At 67.7% G+C, this 20695-nt stretch carries 13 protein-coding genes; all 13 read left to right on the top strand.

The annotated features are described in order from the left end of the window. Positions 1-37 precede the first annotated feature (37 nt). The 13 genes from glf (at position 38) to SBI67_RS04925 (ending at position 20695) form a co-directional block, all read left to right on the top strand. On the top strand, positions 38-1276 hold the full coding sequence (gene glf, locus SBI67_RS04985; protein WP_318979448.1) for a UDP-galactopyranose mutase: 1239 nt from the start codon (positions 38-40) through the stop codon (positions 1274-1276). Further along, positions 1273-3210 carry a glycosyltransferase gene (locus SBI67_RS04980; protein ID WP_318979447.1) on the top strand — a complete coding sequence of 646 codons (1938 nt, stop codon included), beginning with the start codon at positions 1273-1275 and terminating at the stop codon, positions 3208-3210. The genes glf and SBI67_RS04980 overlap by 4 nt, the downstream gene beginning before the upstream one ends. A gap of 1 nt (position 3211) precedes the next feature. Further along, a complete protein-coding gene (locus SBI67_RS04975; RefSeq protein WP_318979446.1) occupies positions 3212-3733 on the top strand; it encodes a phosphatase PAP2 family protein in 522 nt (173 codons plus the stop codon). Further along, entirely contained in the window at positions 3733-4650 is a 918-nt protein-coding gene (locus tag SBI67_RS04970; RefSeq protein WP_318979445.1) for a decaprenyl-phosphate phosphoribosyltransferase, read from the top strand. Before SBI67_RS04975 ends, SBI67_RS04970 begins: the two co-directional genes overlap by 1 nt. A 16-nt stretch (positions 4651-4666) precedes the next feature. After that, positions 4667-6619 carry a terminal beta-(1->2)-arabinofuranosyltransferase gene (gene aftB, locus SBI67_RS04965; RefSeq protein WP_318979444.1) on the top strand — a complete coding sequence of 651 codons (1953 nt, stop codon included), beginning with the start codon at positions 4667-4669 and terminating at the stop codon, positions 6617-6619. Positions 6620-6856: 237 nt separating this feature from the next. Continuing rightward, positions 6857-7804 carry an esterase family protein gene (locus SBI67_RS04960; RefSeq protein ID WP_318979583.1) on the top strand — a complete coding sequence of 316 codons (948 nt, stop codon included), beginning with the start codon at positions 6857-6859 and terminating at the stop codon, positions 7802-7804. Positions 7805-7925: 121 nt separating this feature from the next. Then, positions 7926-8930 (top strand): esterase family protein, encoded by a 1005-nt coding sequence (locus SBI67_RS04955; protein WP_024452570.1) that lies wholly within the window; start codon positions 7926-7928, stop codon positions 8928-8930. Positions 8931-9092: 162 nt separating this feature from the next. After that, a complete protein-coding gene (locus SBI67_RS04950; protein WP_318979443.1) occupies positions 9093-10028 on the top strand; it encodes an alpha/beta hydrolase-fold protein in 936 nt (311 codons plus the stop codon). A 49-nt stretch (positions 10029-10077) separates the two neighbouring features. Further along, a complete protein-coding gene (locus SBI67_RS04945) occupies positions 10078-10575 on the top strand; it encodes a DUF732 domain-containing protein (RefSeq protein WP_318979442.1) in 498 nt (165 codons plus the stop codon). A 66-nt stretch (positions 10576-10641) separates the two neighbouring features. Further along, complete coding sequence (gene culp6, locus SBI67_RS04940) at positions 10642-11655, top strand: carboxylesterase Culp6 (RefSeq protein ID WP_318979441.1); 1014 nt, start codon at positions 10642-10644, stop codon at positions 11653-11655. A 171-nt stretch (positions 11656-11826) separates the two neighbouring features. After that, positions 11827-13719 (top strand): long-chain-fatty-acid--AMP ligase FadD32, encoded by a 1893-nt coding sequence (gene fadD32, locus SBI67_RS04935; protein ID WP_318979440.1) that lies wholly within the window; start codon positions 11827-11829, stop codon positions 13717-13719. A 56-nt stretch (positions 13720-13775) separates the two neighbouring features. After that, the gene (gene pks13, locus SBI67_RS04930) at positions 13776-19124 is read left to right on the top strand and encodes a polyketide synthase Pks13 (RefSeq protein ID WP_413232398.1); all 5349 of its coding nucleotides are present in this window, start codon (positions 13776-13778) and stop codon (positions 19122-19124) included. Next, positions 19121-20695 (top strand): acyl-CoA carboxylase subunit beta, encoded by a 1575-nt coding sequence (locus SBI67_RS04925; RefSeq protein WP_266047153.1) that lies wholly within the window; start codon positions 19121-19123, stop codon positions 20693-20695. Before pks13 ends, SBI67_RS04925 begins: the two co-directional genes overlap by 4 nt.

Here is a 20695-nt window from a genome sequence, read left to right as displayed (position 1 = left end):
CGGGGGCGTGGGGCGCGGTCGGATACCCTTGCTGCCGATGACCGATCAATCTGCCCGCGTTGCCGCGCGCCCTGCCACCGGTCGTTTCGACCTCCTCGTCGTGGGTTCGGGCTTCTTCGGCCTGACCATCGCCGAGCGCGCCGCCACCCAGCTGGGCAAGCGGGTCCTGGTGGTCGAACGCCGGCCGCATATCGGCGGCAATGCCTACTCCGAGCCCGAGCCGGAAACCGGGATCGAAATCCACAAGTACGGGGCCCACCTGTTCCACACCAGCAACAAGAGGGTGTGGGACTACGTGCGTCAGTTCACCGAGTTCACCGGCTACCAGCACCGGGTGTTCGCACTGCACAAGGGGCAGGCCTACCAGTTCCCGCTGGGCCTGGGTTTGGTCTCGCAGTTCTTCGGCCGGTACTTCAGCCCCGACGAGGCGCGGGCGTTGATCGCCGAGCAAGCGGCCGAGATCCACACCGCCGACGCACAGAACCTGGAAGAGAAGGCCATCTCGCTGATCGGCCGTCCGCTCTACGAGGCGTTCGTCAAGGGCTACACCGCCAAGCAGTGGCAGACCGATCCGGCCGAGCTGCCTGCCGCGATCATCAACCGGCTGCCGGTGCGCTACACCTTCGACAATCGCTACTTCAACGACACCTACGAAGGCCTGCCCGCCGACGGTTACACGGCCTGGCTGCAGAACATGGCCGCCGACGACCGGATCGAGGTCCGGTTGGACACCGACTGGTTCGACGTCCGCGACGAGTTGCGCGCGGAGTCCCCGGACGCGCCCGTCGTATACACCGGCCCGTTGGACCGGTACTTCGACTATGTCGACGGCCGGCTGGGCTGGCGCACGCTCGATTTCGAGACCGAGGTGCTGCCGACCGGCGATTTCCAGGGCACTCCGGTGATGAACTACAACGACATCGACGTCCCGTTCACCAGGATCCACGAGTTCCGGCACTTTCATCCCGAGCGGGACTACCCGGCCGACAAGACCGTGATCATGCGGGAGTTCTCCCGCTTCGCCGAGAACGACGACGAACCGTACTACCCCATCAACACCGAGGCTGACCGAGCCCTGCTGGCCGGCTACCGCGATCGGGCCCGAGCCGAAACGGCTAGCGCCGGAGTGCTTTTCGGTGGACGGTTGGGTACCTACCAGTACCTCGACATGCACATGGCGATCGCCAGCGCGCTCAACATGTACGACAACATCCTGGCCCCGCATCTGCGCGACGGCGCGCCGCTGCCGGCCCCAGACGAAAGCAGCAAAGCATGAGTGACATCCCCTCCGGTGCCCTCGACGGTGCCGAGTCCCGGGCGGTCAGCCTGCTGTCCCGGGTGATCCTGCCGCGGCCCGGTGAACCGCTGGACGTCCGCAAGCTCTATATCGAGGAGTCCGCCACCAACGCGCGGCGGGCGCACGCCCCCACCCGCACCACGCTGGAGATCGGCGCCGAATCCGAGGTGTCGTTCGCCACCTACTTCAACGCCTTCCCGGCGAGTTACTGGCGGCGCTGGTCCATCCTGGAATCGGTGGTGTTGCGGGTCGAGCTGACCGGCAGCGCCCGGGTCGACGTATACCGCTCCAAGGCGACCGGTGCCCGAATCACGGTGGGTGGCACCGAGATTGTCGAGTCGGGCGTCGCCGAATTCGAGATCGGGCTTGAGCCGTTCGAGGACGGCGGCTGGATCTGGTTCGACATCACCACCGACACTGCGGTGACGGTGCGCAGCGCGGGCTGGTTCGCGCCCATCCCGGCACCCGGCGTGGCCGATATCGCGCTCGGCATCCCGACGTTCAACCGGCCGGCCGACTGCGTCGGCGCGCTGGCCGCACTGACCTCGGACCCCTTGGTGGACGAGGTGATCAGCGCGGTGATCGTCTCCGATCAGGGCACCAAGAAGGCCAAGGACCACCCCGGATTCGCCGCGGCGGCGGCCCCGTTGGGCGACCGGCTGACCATCCACAACCAGCCCAACCTCGGTGGCTCCGGCGGCTACAGCAGGGTCATGTACGAGGCGCTGCGCGCCACCGACTGCCAGCAGATCCTGTTCATGGACGACGATATCCGCATCGAGCCGGATTCCATCCTGCGGGCGCTGGCGCTGAGCCGGTTCGCCAAGGTGCCCACCCTGGTCGGTGGGCAGATGCTCAACCTGCAGGAGCCCTCGCACCTGCACGTCATGGGCGAGATGGTCGACGCGGCCAACTTCATGTGGACCGGTGCGGTCAACACCGAGTACGACCACAACTTCGCCAAGTACCCGCTCAACGACGAAGAGCACTACCGCAGCCGAATCCTGCACCGCCGCATCGACGTCGACTACAACGGCTGGTGGATGTGCATGATCCCGCGGCAGGTGGCCGAGGAGCTCGGCCAGCCGCTGCCGCTGTTCATCAAGTGGGACGACTCCGAGTACGGCCTGCGCGCCGGTGAGCACGGCTATCCCACCGTGACGCTGCCGGGTGCGGCCATCTGGCACATGGCCTGGAGCGACAAGGACGACGCCATCGACTGGCAGGCCTACTTCCACCTGCGCAACCGGCTGGTGGTCGCGGCGCTGCACTGGGACGGCGACATCAAGGGCCTGCTGGCCAGCCACCTCAAGGCGACGTTGAAACATCTTCTCTGTCTTGAATATTCGACCGTCGCCATCCAGAACAAGGCGATGGACGACTTCCTGGCGGGTCCAGAGCACATCTTCTCCATCCTGGAATCGGCGCTGCCCGAGGTGCGGGCCATGCGCCAGGAATATCCCGACGCGGTGGTGCTGCCCAGCGCGACCGCGCTGCCGACACCCTCGGACAAGAAGTGGCGCAAGAAGGTGAAGATCCCCACCAGCCCGCTGTCCATCTCGCTGCGCCTGACCCGTGGTGTGGTGCACCAGCTCAAGCCGCACGATCCGGCACACCATGTGCGCCCGCAGATCAACGTCGCCACCCAGGACGCCCGGTGGTTCTCGCTGTGCAAGGTGGACGGGGTCACCGTCACCACCGCCGACGGCCGCGGCGTGGTGTACCGCCAGCGTGACCGGGCCAAGATGTTCGAGCTGCTGCGGGAATCGCTGAAGCGGCAAGCGCTGTTGGCCCGCAAGTTCAACCGGATGCGCAAGGTGTACCGCGCGGCACTGCCGGAGCTGACCAGTCCGCAGCGGTGGGAGGCAGTGCTCAACGCGCATGCCGACAGCACCTCCCTGGAAAAGGCCTGAGATGGCCGGTGATCTGACGCGCGAGGAGACCGCGCTGGTGGTGGTGCAGGCCACGCTGGCCGGCCGGCCGGGGGTACTTCCGGCCGCGCGCGCCCTTTCGCATTTCGGTGAGCACAGCGCCGGTTGGGTTGGCGTCGCCGCCCTCGGCGCGATGCTGCAGCCGCGGCACCGGCGCGCCTGGCTGGCCGCCGGTATCGGCGCCTTCGCCGCACACGCGGCGGCGGTGGTGATCAAACGCGTCGTCAAACGCGAACGCCCACACCACCCGGCGATCGCCGTCAACGTCGGTACCCCAAGCCGGCTGAGCTTCCCGTCCGCGCATGCCACCTCGACCACCGCGGCCGCCGTCTTGATCGGCCGGGCCACCGGCTCGCGCCTGCCATGGCTGCTGGTGCCCCCGATGGCGTTGTCGCGCTTGGTGCTCGGCGTGCACTACCCGACGGATGTGCTCACCGGCGCGGCGGTGGGACTTGCCACCGCCAAGGCGGTTCAGGTCATCGCTGACAAGAAGGCGGGCAACTGATGAGTGACGGAGCGCCGGAATCGACTCTGGGGCCGCCGAGGAACCTGGCGAGCGGCCTGGTCAAGGCGCTGCGTCCCCGTCAGTGGGTCAAGAACGTGTTGGTCCTGGCCGCGCCGCTGGCGGCGCTGGGCACCGACGTGCACTACGACTACGGTTTCCTGGCCTCCCGGGTCGCCGTGGCCTTCGTGGTGTTCTCGATGGCCGCGTCGTGCATCTACCTGATCAACGACGCTCGTGACGTCGAGGCCGACCGCCAGCATCCGACCAAACGATTCCGGCCGATCGCGGCCGGTGTGGTCCCGGAGTCACTGGCCTACGGCATTGCCGTCGTGCTCGGGGTGGCCGCGCTGGTCATCTCCTATGTCGTCAGTCCCAGCCTGGCCGTCGTCATCGCCGTCTACATCGGCATCCAACTGGCCTACTGCTTCGGGCTCAAACATCAAGCCGTGCTGGACATTTGCATCGTGTCGTCGGCTTACCTGATCCGGGCCATCGCCGGTGGTGCGGCGACCGACATCCAGCTGTCCCAGTGGTTCCTGCTGGTGATGGCGTTCGGTTCGCTGTTCATGGCCGCCGGCAAGCGGTACGCCGAACTGCAGCTGGCCGAACGCACCGGCGCGAAGATCCGCAAATCGTTGGAGAGCTACACCAGCTCCTATCTGCGTTTCGTGTGGACACTGTCGGCCACCGCCGTGGTGTTGTGTTACGGCCTGTTCGCCTTCGAGCGCGACGGCGGCTCGGCCTCCTGGTGGGCGGTGTCCATCATCCCGTTCACCGTCGCGATCCTGCGCTACGCCGTCGACATCGACGGCGGTGACGCGGGCGAACCCGAGGACATCGCCCTGCACGACCGCGTGCTGCAGTTGCTCGCCCTGGCGTTGATCGGAACCGTCGGTGCCGCTGTCTACTTCGGCTGACCGAGCCGGCCGCGCCGTGGCGACCCGGCTGGCGGGCTGGCCGTCGTTTCGGTACAGCGTGTCGGTGCGGATCAGCCTGTGGTTGTCGGTGCTGGTGGTCGCCGGGCTGTTCGGCTGGGGTGCCTGGCAGCGACGCTGGATCGCCGACGACGGCCTGATCGTCTTGCGCACCGTGCGCAATCTGTTGGCCGGCAACGGGCCCGTCTTCAATGCCGGAGAGCGGGTGGAGTCCAACACCTCCACCCTGTGGACGTACCTGATCTACATCGTCAGCTGGATCAGCGGCCCGGTGCGGCTGGAGTACGTCGCGCTGACGTTGGCGCTGGTGTTCTCGGTGGCCGGCGTGGTGTTGCTGATGCTCGGCACCGGCCGCCTCTACGCCCCAGGCCTGCAGGGTCGGGCGGCGGTGCTGTTGCCCGCGGGCGCGCTGGTCTACATCGCGGTGCCACCGGCCCGTGACTTCGCCACCTCGGGCCTGGAAAACGGTTTGGTGTTGGCCTATCTCGGCCTGTTGTGGTGGCTGATGGTGTGCTGGTCGCAGGCGCCCAGGCTGCCCGAGGGCCGGCGGCACGGCCCGGTATTCGTGGGATCGCTGGCCGGTGTCGCCGGCCTGAGTGTGTTGGTCCGCCCGGAACTGGCGCTCATCGGCGGGCTGGCGCTGGTGATGATGCTGGTGGCGGAGCCACGGTGGCGGCGGCGGGCCCTGATCGTGGTGGCCGGCGGCGCGCTTCCGGTGGGCTATCAGATCTTTCGGATGGGGTATTACGGCCTCGCGGTGCCCCAGACCGCCATCGCCAAGGATGCCTCGGGTTCGAAGTGGGGCCAGGGTTTCGAGTATCTGACCAATTTCAACCGGCCCTATCTGCTGTGGGTGCCGCTGCTGCTGGTGATCCTGCTGGCGGTGGTACTGGTGCGAGGCCGGTCGCATCCCTGGACCATCGGACCCGTGCGCTCCGGGTCCGCCGGGCGGTCGCTGGCCAGGATCGTGCAAAACCCCACGGCGGTGGTTGTTTTCATCGTCATAAGCGGCGTGCTGCAAGGTGTGTACTGGGTGCGCCAAGGCGGGGACTTCATGCACGGGCGGGTCCTGCTCACCGCCCTGTTCTGCGTGCTGGCGCCGGTCGCAGTGATCCCGGTGCGGGTGCCCGACGAGACCAAGGTCAGCCGCCGGACCGGCTATCTGCTGGCCGGGGCGACCAGTCTGTTGTGGCTGGGGATCGCGGGATGGTCACTGTGGGCGGCGAATTCGCCCGGAATGGGTGCTGACGCCACCCGGGTCACCTACTCCGGCATCGTCGACGAACGCCGTTTCTATGCGCAGGCCACCGGCCACGCCCATCCGCTGACCGCGGCCGACTACCTGGACTACCCGCGGATGCGGGCGGTGCTCACCGCCATCAACAACACCCCCGACGGTGCGCTGCTGCTGCCGTCCGGCGACTATGACCGCTGGGACGTGGTCCCGGCCATCCCGCCGCCACCGGACAAGCCCTACCGAAACGGCGAAACCGGGCCGCACACAGTGTTTTTCACCAATATGGGCATGCTGGGGATGAATGTCGGCCTCGACGTCCGGGTCATCGACCAGATCGGTCTGGTCAACACCCTGGCGGCGCACACCGCCCGGCTGGAGGACGCCCGCATCGGTCACGACAAGAACCTGTTCCCGGACTGGGCGGTCGCCGAAGGACCCTTCCTCAAGGAACGTCCGTACATCCCGGCCTATCTCGACGAGGACTGGATCGCCCAGGCCGAGGTGGCGCTGAAGTGTCCGGAGACCGAAGTGATCCTGAACTCGGTGCGAGGCAAGCTGACGCCCCGGCTGTTCCTCTCCAACCTCACCCATGCGTTGCAGTTCGGTAGTTACCGGATCGACCGGGTCCCGCTCTACGAGCTGTACCGGTGCGGCCTGCAAGCGCCGCCGCCGAAGAATCCGCCGTACACCGGGATGCCGGCCACCGGTCCGTAGCGCACGTGGTTTTGCGGGTGGCGTAACGCCGCGGCTATGTTGTGGCGATACAGGAAGCGTGGTGGCCCCGAACTCAATGGTGAGTTCACGGCGAGCGGCCCCCGCACCGGACTCCGGCCTCGACATGCGACGCATCGCATTGCCTGTGAAAACGGAATGGATTGACGACACATGGGTAGGACCGCTGCTGTGAGAACCATCACATGGTTGCGGACCGCCGTCGTGGCTCTGGCGGCCATGATCGCCCCGGCGGCCGTACTGTTGCCCGTCGCCCCGTCGGCGCACGCATTCTCCCGCGAAGGGCTGCCGGTCGAATATCTCGACGTGTTCTCGCCGTCGATGAACCGCAACATCCGCGTCGAGTTCCAGGGGGCCGGAGGCGCTGCGGCGCCGTCGTCGAGTGCAGCGCCTTCTCGCGCCGTCTACCTCTTGGACGGCATGCGCGCCCAGGACGACTACAACGGCTGGGATATCAACACCGCGGCCTTCGAATGGTTCTACGGCTCGGGCGTTTCGGTCGTCATGCCGGTCGGCGGACAGTCCAGTTTCTACAGCGACTGGTATTCGCCGTCGACGTTCAACAACCAGGGCTACACCTACAAGTGGGAGACGTTCCTGACCAGTGAGCTGCCGCAATGGCTGGCAGCGAACAAGCAGGTCTCGACCTCCCGCAACGGTGTCGTCGGACTGTCGATGGCCGGTGGGGCGAGCCTGATCCTGGCCGCCTACCACCCGCAGCAATTCAGCTATGCGGCATCGCTGTCCGGGTTTCTCAACCCCTCGACGGTCTTCATGAAACAGGCCATTCGCGTCGCCATGCTGGATGCGGGCGGTTACAACGTGGACAACATGTGGGGACCGCCCTGGGATCCGGCGTGGAAGCGCAACGACCCGGTGGAGCAGGTGGGCAAACTGGTCGCCAACGGCACCCGGCTGTGGATCTACTGTGCCCCTGGCGGTTCCACCCCGCTGGACGAGAACGCCGACCCCGGCCAGCAGTTCAACGCCGACAGCCTTGAGGGTCTCGCGATCGGCAGCAACAAGCGGTTCCAGGACCGCTACACCGCGGCCGGCGGCCGCAACGCGACCTTCCAGTTCCCGCCCGCCGGCAACCATTCCTGGGCGTACTGGGGCGCCCAATTGCAGGCCCTCAAACCCGATCTGATCGCCACCCTCAACGGGTGAGCGGGCGTTCATCGAAAGAGAGAACTTACACCGACTTGTGGTTGACTACACGGGCAATGCGGCCCGGACCGGCGCACACCGACCGGGTGCGGCACTCGACAGATGGGATAGGTAAGCAGTTATGAGTTTCGTTGGGAAAATTCGCGGCGCCACGCGCCGAGTGGTGGTCGCGGCAGCTGCTGCCGCGGTACTGCCCGGTTTGGTCGGCGTTGTCGGAGGCTCGGCGACTGCTGGTGCCTTCTCTCGGCCGGGCCTGCCGGTCGAATACCTGGACGTCCCGTCGGCCGGTATGGGCCGCGACATCCGGGTGCAGTTCCAGAGCGGCGGCGCGAACTCGCCGGCGGTCTACATGCTCGACGGCCTGCGTGCACAGGACGACTTCAACGGCTGGGACATCAACACCGCCGCCTTCGAGTGGTACAACGGCTCGGGCATCTCGATGGTGATGCCGGTCGGCGGTCAGTCCAGCTTCTACTCCGATTGGTACAAGCCCGCCTGCGGCAAGACCGGTTGCACCACCTACAAGTGGGAGACCTTCCTGACCCAGGAACTGCCGGCGTGGCTGCAGGCCAACCGTCAGGTCAAGCCCACCGGCGGCGCGGCCGTCGGCCTGTCGATGGCCGGTTCGGCCGCGCTGACGCTGGCCATCTACCACCCCCAGCAGTTCATCTACGCCGGCTCGATGTCGGGCTTCCTGAACCTGTCCGAGGGCTGGTGGCCCTTCCTGGTGAACATCTCCATGGGTGACGCCGGTGGCTACAAGGCCGACGACATGTGGGGCAAGACCGGCGACGCCGGCAACGCCTGGAAGCGCAACGATCCGTTCGTGAACATCAACCAGCTGATCGCCAACAACACCCGGCTGTGGGTGTACTGCGGTAACGGCACCCCGTCGGACCTCAGTGCCGGCGTCAGCGGCGGCAACCTGTTCAACGCGAAGTTCCTTGAGGGCTTGACCATCCGCACCAACAAGACCTTCCGGGACACCTACATCGCCAACGGCGGCACCAACGCCGTGTTCAACTTCCCGGAGAACGGTGTGCACGACTGGCCGTACTGGGGTCAGCAGCTGCAGGCCATGAAGCCGGATATGCAGCGTGTGCTGGGAGCCGTGCCGACCGCCTGATCCGCGGGCCTGACGGCAAACAACGAAACGCCGAGCGGCGGCGATCCTTCTGGGTCGCCGCCGTCGGCCGTTTCCGCCCCGTTTCGAAGCCGCCGCGCCGCAGTGGTGTGATTCACTACAACGCGGGTGGTGGGGGATCGGCTATCAAGATGAGGTGGGCACATGAGGCTGCGCGAGCGACGCGACGGGAACCACGCGCTGCATTCGGCCATCCGCAAGACCCTGCAGGCGGCCTGCGCGGTGTTGCTGGCGACGGGCCTGTGGTCGGCGTCGGGCGCAGTGGACACTCCTGCCAAGGCCGACGGTATCGAATACCTCATGGTGCCTTCGGCGGCCATGGGCCGCGACATCCCGGTGGCCTTTCAGGCCGGCGGTCCGCATGCGGTGTATCTGCTGGACGCCTTCAACGCCGGCCCCGACGTGAGCAATTGGGTCGGTGCCGGCGCCTTCAGCACCCTGGCCGGTAAGGGCATCTCGGTGGCCGCCCCGGCCGGCGGGGCGTTCAGCCTCTACACCAACTGGGAGATGGACGGCAGCAAGCAGTGGGAGACCTTCCTCACCGATGAGCTGCCCAACTGGCTGGCCGCAAACAAGGGGCTGGCGCCCAACGGGCACGGCATCGTCGGTGCCGCGCAGGGCGGTACTGCGGCCATCACGCTGGCCGAGTTCCACCCCGACCGGTTCCGTTACGCCGGCTCCATGTCGGGTTTCCTGACGCCGTCCAACACCTTCCTCAACGGTGCCATCACCGCGGGCATGGCGCAGTTCGGTGGGGTCAACACCCAGGCCATGTGGGGTGCGGCGCAGCTGGGCCGGTGGAAGTGGCATGACCCGGACGTGCATGCGCAGCTGTTGGTGGACAACAACACCCGGTTGTGGGTGTTCAGCCCGCAGACCCTGACCTGCAGCGACCCCGCCGCGATGATCGGCTACTGCGATCAGGCCCAGGGCAGTAACCGCACGTTCTATTCGCATTACCGCTCGCTCGGGGGCCGCAACGGGCACTTCGACTTCCCGACCGGTGGGCAGCACGACTGGGGCAACTGGGGCCCACAACTGGCGGCCCTGGCCGGCGATCTGTCGGCCGCGATCCGCTAACCGCCGCTGGTCCCCCTGGGCCGGTGCGCACAGCCGGTACCGTGGAGCCGTGCAGCGTAACCGGCGGTGGTCTGCGGGTCTGGCAAAGCGACCCGCGTTCGTGGTGACCCCGCTGATGCTCGCCTCGACGGCGGCGGCGGTGTGCGGCTGCTCGTTCAGCGACGACGTGATCACCACGATCGGTATGCCGTCCTCGCAGTCGGCCGGGCCTTCCGACGGGTTGGGCAACATCGCGCCGCCGGCGGCCAGCGCGGCGGGCGGCTATCGCGAACACATGCCGATGTCCCGTCAGCAGCAGTCCTACCTCGACGCGCTCGCGGCGGCCGGCGTGCATCCCTCCGAGGAAATGGTCGCGCTCACCATCGGGTCCTACGTGTGCCAGGCGCGTGCTGCCAAACAGACCGATCAGGCGGTCTGGGATTTCGTGCTGCCCCTGGTGCGCGCCGATGTCCGGGAAGCCCACATCAGTGCGGCGGCCCCGCCCGCGGGTGAGGTCAACGCCGTCACCTCCGACTACATTCGCATCGCGACCGACCAGCTCTGCTGACCCGCGTCCGGCGGTAGGACAGTAGTGCCTGAAGACATTCAGCCGAACCGAGGAGCGCTTCCGACTATGGCGACCAACAACCGCAAACGACACCGGATCCTGGCGGTGGCCGCGGCAGGGGCCGTCGCCGTCCTGGTGGCGGTCATCGTCGCCGCCTTGGTGGTGTGGTTGCGTCAGCCCGAGACCCCGCCGCTGGCCACCCCGCCCACCGCACCGCCGTCCGGCGTGCCCAGCACCGGTCCCTCGCCGAGCAAGCCGCGCCCGGAATCCCAGGACGCCAGCTGCCCGGACGTCTACGTGCTCGCCATCCCCGGCACCTGGGAGTCCTCACCGGCGCTCGATCCGAACAATCCGGTGCAGTTCCCGAACGCGCTGCTGCTCAACGTGACCAACCCGCTGCTGCAGCAGTTCGGCACCGACCGGGTGCAGGTGTACACCGTGCCCTACACCGCGCAGTTCCATAACCCGTTCTCCGCCGACGGCCAGATGTCCTACAACGACTCGCGCGCCGAGGGCACCAAGAAGGCCATCCAGGCGCTCACCGACATGAACAACAAATGCCCGCTCACCAGCTATGTGATCGTGGGCTTCTCGCAGGGCGCGGTGATCGGCGGCGATATCGCCTCCGATATCGGCAACGGCCGCGGGCCCGTCGACCAGGATCTGGTGCTGGGGGTGACGTTGATCGCCGACGGCCGCCGCCAGGACGGGGTGGGCCAGACGCTGCCGGCCAACCCGCCCGGCCAAGGTGCCGAGATCACCCTGCACGAGGTGCCGATGCTGGCGGCGCTCGGCCTGGCGATGACCGGCCCGCGCGACGGCGGCTTCGGGGCGCTCAACGACCGCGTCTACCAGATCTGCGGGAACGGCGATCTGATCTGCGCGGCGCCCGAGCAGGCGTTCTCGGTCGGGAACCTGCCCAAGACGCTGGAGACGCTGCTGGGCAGCACCGCCGGCCCGGTGCACGCGCTGTACAACACGCCGCAGTTCTGGAGCCTGGACGGGCAGACGGCCACCCAGTGGACCGAGCAGTGGGCGCACAACCTGGTGGAGAACGCACCGCATCCCAAACACGGATGAAATCTGGTTGCGACTCACGGGTAACCAGATTTGGCCTGCGACAATCGGTCACCTAACATTAAGAGAAAACTAAGAGCGACGAGCGGTCGTCGGAGGGGGGAATCGGGCGCCCCGGTACGATCGCCGGGGCTCGTGACGACCGCGTGCGACGTGCTGTGACAGGAGAGTTTGATGCCGTTCCATAACCCGTTCATCAAGGACGGTCAGATCAAGTTCCCTGACGGCGCCAGCATCGTCGGTCACGTCGAGCGCTGGGCCAAGGTACGCGGCGACAAGCTCGCCTACCGCTTCCTCGACTTCTCCACCGAGCGCGACGGTGTCGCCCGCGATATGACCTGGGCGCAGTTCAGCGCCCGCAACAAGGCTGTCGCGGCCCGGCTGCAGCAGGTCACCCAGCCCGGTGACCGGGTCGCCATCCTGTGCCCGCAGAACCTGGACTACCTGGTCGCATTCTTCGGTGCGCTCTACGGCGGTCGCATCGCGGTGCCGCTGTTCGACCCGTCCGAGCCCGGACACGTCGGCCGTCTGCACGCGGTCCTGGACAACTGCCACCCGTCGGCGATCCTGACCACCACCGACGCCGCCGAGGGCGTGCGGAAGTTCTTCCGCAGCCGGCCGGCCAATCAGCGGCCCCGCGTCATCGCCGTCGACGCGGTGCCCGACGACGTCGCCGCCACCTGGGTGCAGCCCGACGAGCCGGACGAGACCACCATCGCCTATCTGCAGTACACCTCCGGCTCGACCCGCATCCCGACCGGTGTGCAGATCACCCACCTGAACCTGGCCACCAACGTGCTCCAGGTCGTCGAGGCGCTGGAGGGCGAAGAGGGTGACCGCGGCCTGTCCTGGCTGCCGTTCTTCCACGATATGGGTCTGATCACCGCGCTGCTGGCGCCGATGATCGGCCACTACTTCACCTTCATGACGCCGGCGGCCTTCGTGCGCCGTCCCGAGCGGTGGATCCGCGAGCTGGCCCGCAAGGAGGGCGACACCGGCGGCACCATCTCGGTGGCCCCGAACTTCGCCTTCGACCACGCCGCCGCCCGTGGCGTGCCCAAGGAGGGCGCCGACGCGGTGGACCTGTCCAACGTCAAGGCCGTGCTCAACGGCAGCGAGCCGATCTCGGCGGCCACCGTGCGCCGGTTCAACGAGGCATTCGCTCCGTTCGGCTTCCCGCCCAAGGCCATCAAGCCGTCTTACGGCCTGGCCGAGGCGACGCTGTTCGTGTCGACCACCCCGTCGGCCGAAGAGCCCAAGATCATCACCGTCGACCGGGACGCCCTGAACACCGGCAGCATCGTCGAGGTGCCCGCCGATTCCGAGAAGGCGGTGGCCCAGGCCTCGGCGGGCAAGGTCGGCATCGGCGAATGGGCCGTCATCGTCGACGCCGACAGCGCCACCGAGCTGCCCGACGGCCAGATCGGCGAGATCTGGATCAGCGGCCAGAACATGGGCACCGGCTACTGGGGCAAGCCCGAAGAGTCCCGCGAGACCTTCCAGAACACCCTCAAGTCACGGGCCAACCCGTCGCACGCCGAGGGTGCGGCCGATGACGCCACCTGGGTGCGCACCGGCGACTACGGCGCCTTCTACGACGGTGATCTGTACATCACCGGCCGCGTCAAGGACCTCGTCATCATCGACGGCCGCAACCACTACCCGCAGGACCTGGAGTACTCCGCGCAGGAGGCCAGCAAGGCGCTGCGCACCGGTTTCGTCGCGGCCTTCTCGGTGCCGGCCAACCAGCTTCCGGCCGAAGTGTTCGAAAACGCCCACGCCGGACTGAAGTTCGATCCCGAGGACACCTCGGAGCAGTTGGTGATCGTCGCGGAGCGGGCGCCCGGATCGCACAAGCTGGAGATCGGTCCCATCGCCGACGACATCCGCGCCGCGATCGCCGTGCGCCACGGCGTCACGGTGCGTGACGTCCTGCTGACCGCCGCCGGTGCCATCCCGCGGACCTCCAGCGGCAAGATCGGGCGCCGGGCCTGCCGGGCCGCCTACCTCGACGGCAGCCTGCGCAGCGGCAAGATCGCCAACGCCTTCCCGGACGAAGCTGACTGACCCCCGCACACAACCGGCCCGTCATCAAGGCCGCACGGCGGCGAAAGTGAATGAGAATGACTGAAAACAGCGAGAATTCGCAGAACTCTGAAACTGGCCCGGTGCGCCCTGACCTGACGGTCAACGAGATGCGCGACTGGCTGCGCAACTGGATCGCCAACGCGACCGGCCAGCCGGCCGACAGCATCAACGACGCGGCGCCCATGGTCGAGCTCGGCTTGTCCTCCCGCGACGCGGTTGCGATGGCCAGCGATATCGAGGACTTCACCGGGGTCACCGTGACGGCCACCATGGCCTTCCGGCACCCCACCATCGAGGCGCTGGCGCAGGTCATCGTCGAGGGCGAACCCGAGCCGGCCACCGGTGACGACGAGGACTGGTCGCGCCCGGAAGGCGTGGAGGACATCGCCATCGTCGGTGTCGCCACCCGCTTCCCCGGCGATATGAACACTCCCGACGAGATGTGGGCGGCGCTGCTGGACGGCCGCGACGCCATCACCGACCTGCCCGAGGGGCGCTGGGAGGAGTTCCTCGGCGAGCCGCGGATCGCCGAGCGGGTGGCCACGGCCCGGACCAGGGGTGGCTACCTCTCCGATATCAAGGGCTTCGACGCCGAGTTCTTCGCGCTGTCGAAGATGGAGGCCGACAACATCGATCCGCAGCAGCGGATGGCCCTGGAGCTGACCTGGGAAGCGTTGGAGCACGCCAGGATTCCGGCGTCGAGCCTGCGCGGCGGCAATGTCGCGGTGTACATCGGCAGTTCCAACAACGACTACTCGTACCTGTCGCTTGCCGATCCGACGGTCACGCACCCGTATGCGATCACCGGTAACCAGACGGCGATCATCGCCAACCGGGTGTCCTACTTCTACGATTTCCGCGGTCCGTCGGTGTCGGTGGACACCGCCTGCTCCAGCTCGCTGGTCGCCGCGCACCAGGGCGTGCGGGCGCTGCGTTCGGGTGAGGCCGACGTCGCCGTGGTCGGCGGCGTGAACGCGCTGATCACCCCACTGGTGACCATCGGCTTCGACGAGGTCGGCGGTGTGCTGGCTCCGGACGGCCGGATCAAGTCGTTCTCCTCGGACGCCGACGGGTACGCCCGGTCCGAGGGTGGCGGCATGCTGGTGCTCAAGCGCGTTTCCGACGCCCGCCGCGACGGCGACCAGATCCTCGCGGTCATCGCGGGCAGCGCGGTCAACCACGACGGCCGGTCCAACGGCATGCTCGCGCCCAACCCCGACGCGCAGGAAGCCGTGCTGCGCAGGGCCTATAAGGACGCCGGTATCGACCCGCGCGTCGTCGACTATGTCGAGGCGCACGGCACCGGCACCATCCTCGGTGACCCGATCGAGGCCGACGCGCTGGGCCGGGTCATCGGCCGGGGTCGCGCCGCGGACAAGCCCGCGCTGCTGGGTGCGGTGAAATCCAATGTGGGGCACCTGGAGTCGGCTGCCGGTGCGGCCAGCTTGGCCAAGATGACGCTGGCGCTGCAGCACGACAAGCTGCCGCCGTCCATCAACTACGCGGGCCCCAACCCCTACATCGATTTCGACAAGGAACACCTCAAGGTCAACGACACCGTCTCGGACTGGCCGCGGTACAGCGGCCACGCCGTCGCCGGGGTCTCGGGCTTCGGCTTCGGCGGCGCCAACGCGCACCTGGTGCTGCGTGAGGTGCTGCCCTCGGATCTGGTCGAACCCGAGCCGGAACCCGGGGCGGCGGAGGAGAAGTCGTCCGAGGATGCTGCGGCCGAGTTCGTCGGCGGCATCCAGATGAACGAGTACGGCGAGTTCGAGCAGGAGTACCCGAGCTACCAGGAAGGCTCGTTCGAGCTGCCCGGCCTGACGGAGGAAGCCAAGCGCCTGATCGAGGCCGGCCGCCAGCAGCTGGAAAGTAAAGAGCCACCGAAACCGATTGTGCCGCTGGTCATCTCCGGCTTCCTCACGTCCCGCAAGAAGGCTGCCGCGGCCGAACTGGCCGACTGGATCGACAGCGAGGACGGCCGCGCCGCGTCGCTGGAGTCGATCGGGCGGTCGCTCTCGCGGCGCAACCACGGCCGGTCCCGCGCGGTGGTGCTCGCCCACGACCACGACGAAGCCGTCAAGGGATTGCGGGCGATCGCCGAGGGTAAGCAGAGCCCGCTGGTGATCTCCGCCGACGGGCCCGTCACCAACGGCCCGGTGTGGGTGCTGGCCGGTTTCGGTGCGCAGCACCGCAAGATGGGCAAGGACCTCTACCTGCGCAACGAGGTCTTCGCCGAGTGGATCAATAAGGTCGACGCGCACATCCAGGACGAGCGCGGCTACTCCGTCGTCGAGTTGATCCTCGACGACGCCATCGACTACACCAACGAGACCTGCGAATACCCCATCGAGATCGTCCAGACGGTGATCTTCGCCATCCAGATCGCCCTCGGTGAACTGCTCAAGCACCATGGCGCCCATCCCGGTGCGGTGGTGGGCCAGTCGCTCGGCGAGGCCGCCGCGGCGTACTTCTCCGGCGGTCTGTCGCTGGCCGACGCGACCCGCACCATCTGCTCGCGCGCCCACCTCATGGGTGAGGGCGAGGCCATGCTGTTCGGCGAGTACATCCGCCTGATGGCGCTGGTCGAGTACTCCGCCGACGAGATCAAGACCGTCTTCTCGGACTACCCCGGCCTGGAGGTGTGCGTGTACGCCGCCCCGACCCAGACCGTCATCGGCGGCCCGCCCGAGCAGATCGACGCGATCGTCGCCCGCGCCGAAGCCGAGGGCAAGTTCGCCCGCAAGCTGCAGACCAAGGGCGCCAGCCACACCCAGCAGATGGACCCGTTGCTGGGTGAGCTCTCGGCCGAGATCCAGGGGATCGAGCCGCATCCGCTGCAGACGGCGTACTTCTCGACGGTGCACGAGGGCAAGCTGATCCGTGCGGGCGCCGAGCCGATCCACGATGTCGAGTACTGGAAGAAGGGGCTGCGGCACAGCGTCTACTTCACCCACGGCATCCGCAACGCCGTCGACAACGGGCACACCACCTTCCTGGAGTTGGCCCCGAACCCGGTCGCGCTCATGCAGGTCGGCCTGACCACCGCCAGCGCGGGCTTGCACGACGCGCAGCTCATCGCGACGCTGGCGCGCAAGCAGGACGAGGTCGACTCGATGACCACGGCCATGGCTCACCTGTTCGTGCACGGCCACGATCTGGATCCGCGGACGCTGTTCGGGCCCGGCGAGTTCGCCGCCATCCCGCCCACCCGGTTCAAGCGCAAGCCGCACTGGCTGGATGCCCGGTTCTCGGGTGACAACTCGGTGCTGATGCCGGGCACCCACGTGGCCACCCCGGACGGCAGGCACGTCTGGGAGTACGCCCCCAACGGGGCCGCCGATCTGTCGGCGTTGGTGAAAGCCGCTGCCACCCAGGTGCTTCCGGACGCCGTGCTGACGGCATTCGAGCAACGCGCCGTGCCCGGTGACGACGCCCGGTTGGTGACCACCCTGTCCCGCCATCCCGGTGGCGCCACCGTGCAGGTGCACGCGCGTATCGGTGAGTCCTTCACCCTGGTGTACGACGCCGTGGTGACCCGCAACGGTGCCGGCGGCGCGCTGCCGGTCGCCACGGGTCTCGCGATCGCAGCCGAGCCGGTGACCGAGGCGGCACCGACCCCGGCCGCGGATGACGCTGCCATTCTCCAGGACAACCTGACCGCAGGCGCCGGCCTGGCCGCGCAGTTCGCCAAGTGGTCACCGGATTCCGGTGAGACGGTGGCCGACCGGCTCGGCGCCATCGTCGGCGGCGCCATGGGTTATGAGCCCGAGGACCTGCCGTGGGAGGTGCCGCTGATCGAGCTCGGTCTGGATTCGCTGATGGCGGTGCGGATCAAGAACCGCGTCGAATACGACTTCGACCTGCCGCCGATCCAGCTGACCGCGGTACGTGACGCCAACCTGTACAACGTCGAGGAACTGATCAAGTACGCGATCGAGCACCGCGACGAGGTGGACCAGATCGCCGAATCCCAAAAGGGGCAGACCGCCGAGGAGATCGCGTCCGCGCAGGCCGAACTGCTGGGCGGCGCGTCGACGGTGGCCGAGCTGGAGGCCAAGCTGGCCGAGGCCGGGCATCCGTTGGGGCAGAAGGAGGCCGACAGCTCGCCGGCCGCCGAGATCCCGGCCCCGCCGACCGATCCGTCCGGTCCTGGCAAAGCGAATGCCGTTGTGGCGCCGGCGATCCCGGCCCCGCCCACGGACCCTTCGGGTCCCAGCAAGGCGACCGCCGCGGCGGCCGCGGCCAAGGTGCTGACCCAGGAGGCCGTCACCGAGGCGCTCGGCGCCGACGTGCCGCCGCGCGACGCGGCCGAGCGGGTCACCTTCGCCACCTGGGCGATCGTCACCGGTAAATCGCCGGGTGGCATCTTCAACGAGCTGCCGGCGCTGGAGCATTCGGCCGCCGAGAAGATGGCCCAGCGGTTGTCCGAACGCGCCGAGGGCACCATCACCGTCGAGGATGTGGTGGGCGCCAAGACCATCGAGGAACTCGCGACCGTCGTGCGGAACCAGCTCGAAGACGGCATGGTGGACGGTTTCGTGCGCACGCTGCGGGCGCCGAAAGACGGGTCGAATGCGGTCCCCCTCTTCGTGTTCCACCCGGCCGGTGGGTCGACGGTGGTGTACGAGCCGCTCATCAAGCGGCTGCCCGCCGACACCCCGGTCTACGGCATCGAACGGGTCGAGGGCTCCATCGAGGAACGGGCCGCCGAGTACGTGCCCAAACTGCTGGAGCTGCACAAGGGTCCGTTCCTGCTCGCGGGATGGTCACTCGGTGGGGCGTTGGCCTACGCCTGCGCGATCGGCTTGAAAAACGCCGGCGCCGATGTGCGGTTCGTCGGCCTGATCGACTGTGTGCGCCCCGGCGTCCCGATCGATGAGTCCCAGGCGGGGATGCGGGCCCGGTGGGACCGCTACGCCCGGTTCGCCGAGCGCACCTTCAACGTCGAGATCCCCGAGATCCCGTACGAGGAGCTGGAGAAGCTCGACGACGAGGGTCAGGTGAAGTTCGTGCTGGACATCGTCGCGCAGAGCGGGGTGCAGATCCCGGGCGGCATCGTCGAGCACCAGCGCACGTCTTATCTTGATCAACGGGCGCTCGCCGTGGCCGAGGTCCAGCCCTACGACGGTCACGTCACGCTGTACATGGCCGACCGGTATCACGATGACGCGATCGTGTTCGAGCCCGCCTACGCCACCCGCCAGCCCGACGGCGGCTGGGGCGAAGCGGTCAAGGACCTCGAGGTGGTGCCGGTGGGCGGCGAGCACATCCAGGTCATAGACGAGCCCTATATCGCCAAGGTCGGCGCGCACATGAGCGAGGCCATCAACCGTATCGAGAGCCAAGCCGCCGCAACGGCAGACAAGGACGCGAAGAAGTGACGGAGACCCCGACGGTTCAGTCCGCGGCCACCACGGCCGAGAAGCTGGCGGAGCTACGCGAAAAGCTGACGCTGGCCCAGGATCCCGGCGACGAGAAGGCCAAGGCCCGCCGCGACAAGAAGGGCATCCCGTCGGCGCGGGCGCGCATCCACGCCCTGCTCGATCCGGGCAGCTTCCTGGAGATCGGCGCCCTGGCCCGCACACCGGGCGATCCGAACGCGTTCTACGGCGACGGTGTGGTCACCGGGCACGGCACCATCGACGGTCGTCCGGTCGGTGTGTTCAGCCACGACCAGACGGTGTTCCAGGGCTCGGTCGGGGAGATGTTCGGCCGCAAGGTGGCCAAGTTGATGGAGTGGGTGGCCATGGTCGGCTGCCCGATCATCGGTATCAACGACTCCGCCGGTGCGCGCATCCAGGACACCGCCACCTCGCTGGCCTGGTACGCCGAACTCGGCCGCCGCCACGAGATGCTGCGCGGCCTGGTCCCGGAGATCTCCCTGATCTTCGGCAAATGCGCTGGCGGCGCGGTGTATTCACCGATCCAGACCGACCTCATCGTCGCGGTGCGCGACCAGGGTTACATGTTCATCACCGGGCCGGACGTCATCAAGGACGTCACCGGTGAGGACGTCACCTTCGACGAGCTGGGCGGCGCCGACGTGCAGGCCGAGCGCGGCAACATCCACAAGGTGGTCGAGTCCGAGGCCGCGGCCTACCAGTACGTGCGTGACTACCTGAGCTTCCTGCCGCCCAACCACTTCGACGACGCGCCGATCGTCAACCCGGGCTTGGAGCCCGAGATCACGGCCAGCGACCTGGAACTCGACACCATCGTGCCGGACTCGGACAACCAGGCCTACGACATGCACGAGATCCTGCTGCGCATCTTCGACGACGGTGACGTCTTCGAGATCGCCGACCAGCGCAGCCCGTCCATGATCACCGCGTTCGCCAGGGTGGACGGCCGGCCGGTCGGCGTCATCGCCAACCAGCCGATGCACATGTCCGGTGCGGTGGGCAACGAGGCGTCGGACAAGGCCGCCGGATTCATCCGGTTCTGCGATTCGTTCAACCTGCCGCTGGTCTTCGTCGTCGACACCCCCGGTGCCATGCCGGGCGTGGAGGAGGAGAAGGGCGGCATCATCAAGCGTGGTGGCCGGTTCTTCAACGCCATCGTCGAGGCCGACGTGCCGAAGGTGACCATCATCGTGCGCAAGGCGTACGGCGGTGGTTACGCGGTGATGGGCTCCAAGCAGCTGTCGGCCGATCTGAACTACGCCTGGCCCACCGCGCGTATCGCGGTGATCGGTGCGGAGGGCGCGGCGCAGCTGCTGGTGAAGCGCTTCCCGGATCCCACCGCGCCGGAGGTGCAGAAGATCCGCGCCGACTTCATCGAGGGCTACAACCTCAACCTGGCCACCCCGTGGATCGCCGCCGAGCGCGGTTACATCGACGGTGTCATCGAGCCGCACCAGACCCGGCTGCTGCTGCGCAAATCCCTACACCTGTTGCGGGACAAGCAGAATCTGAAGAAGGTGCAGCGTAAGCACGGCCTGACGCCGCTGTAA

Source organism: Mycolicibacterium chengduense (assembly GCF_033741155.1).
Taxonomy (GTDB): domain Bacteria; phylum Actinomycetota; class Actinomycetes; order Mycobacteriales; family Mycobacteriaceae; genus Mycobacterium.
This window is presented reverse-complemented; position numbering and strand designations above follow the sequence as displayed.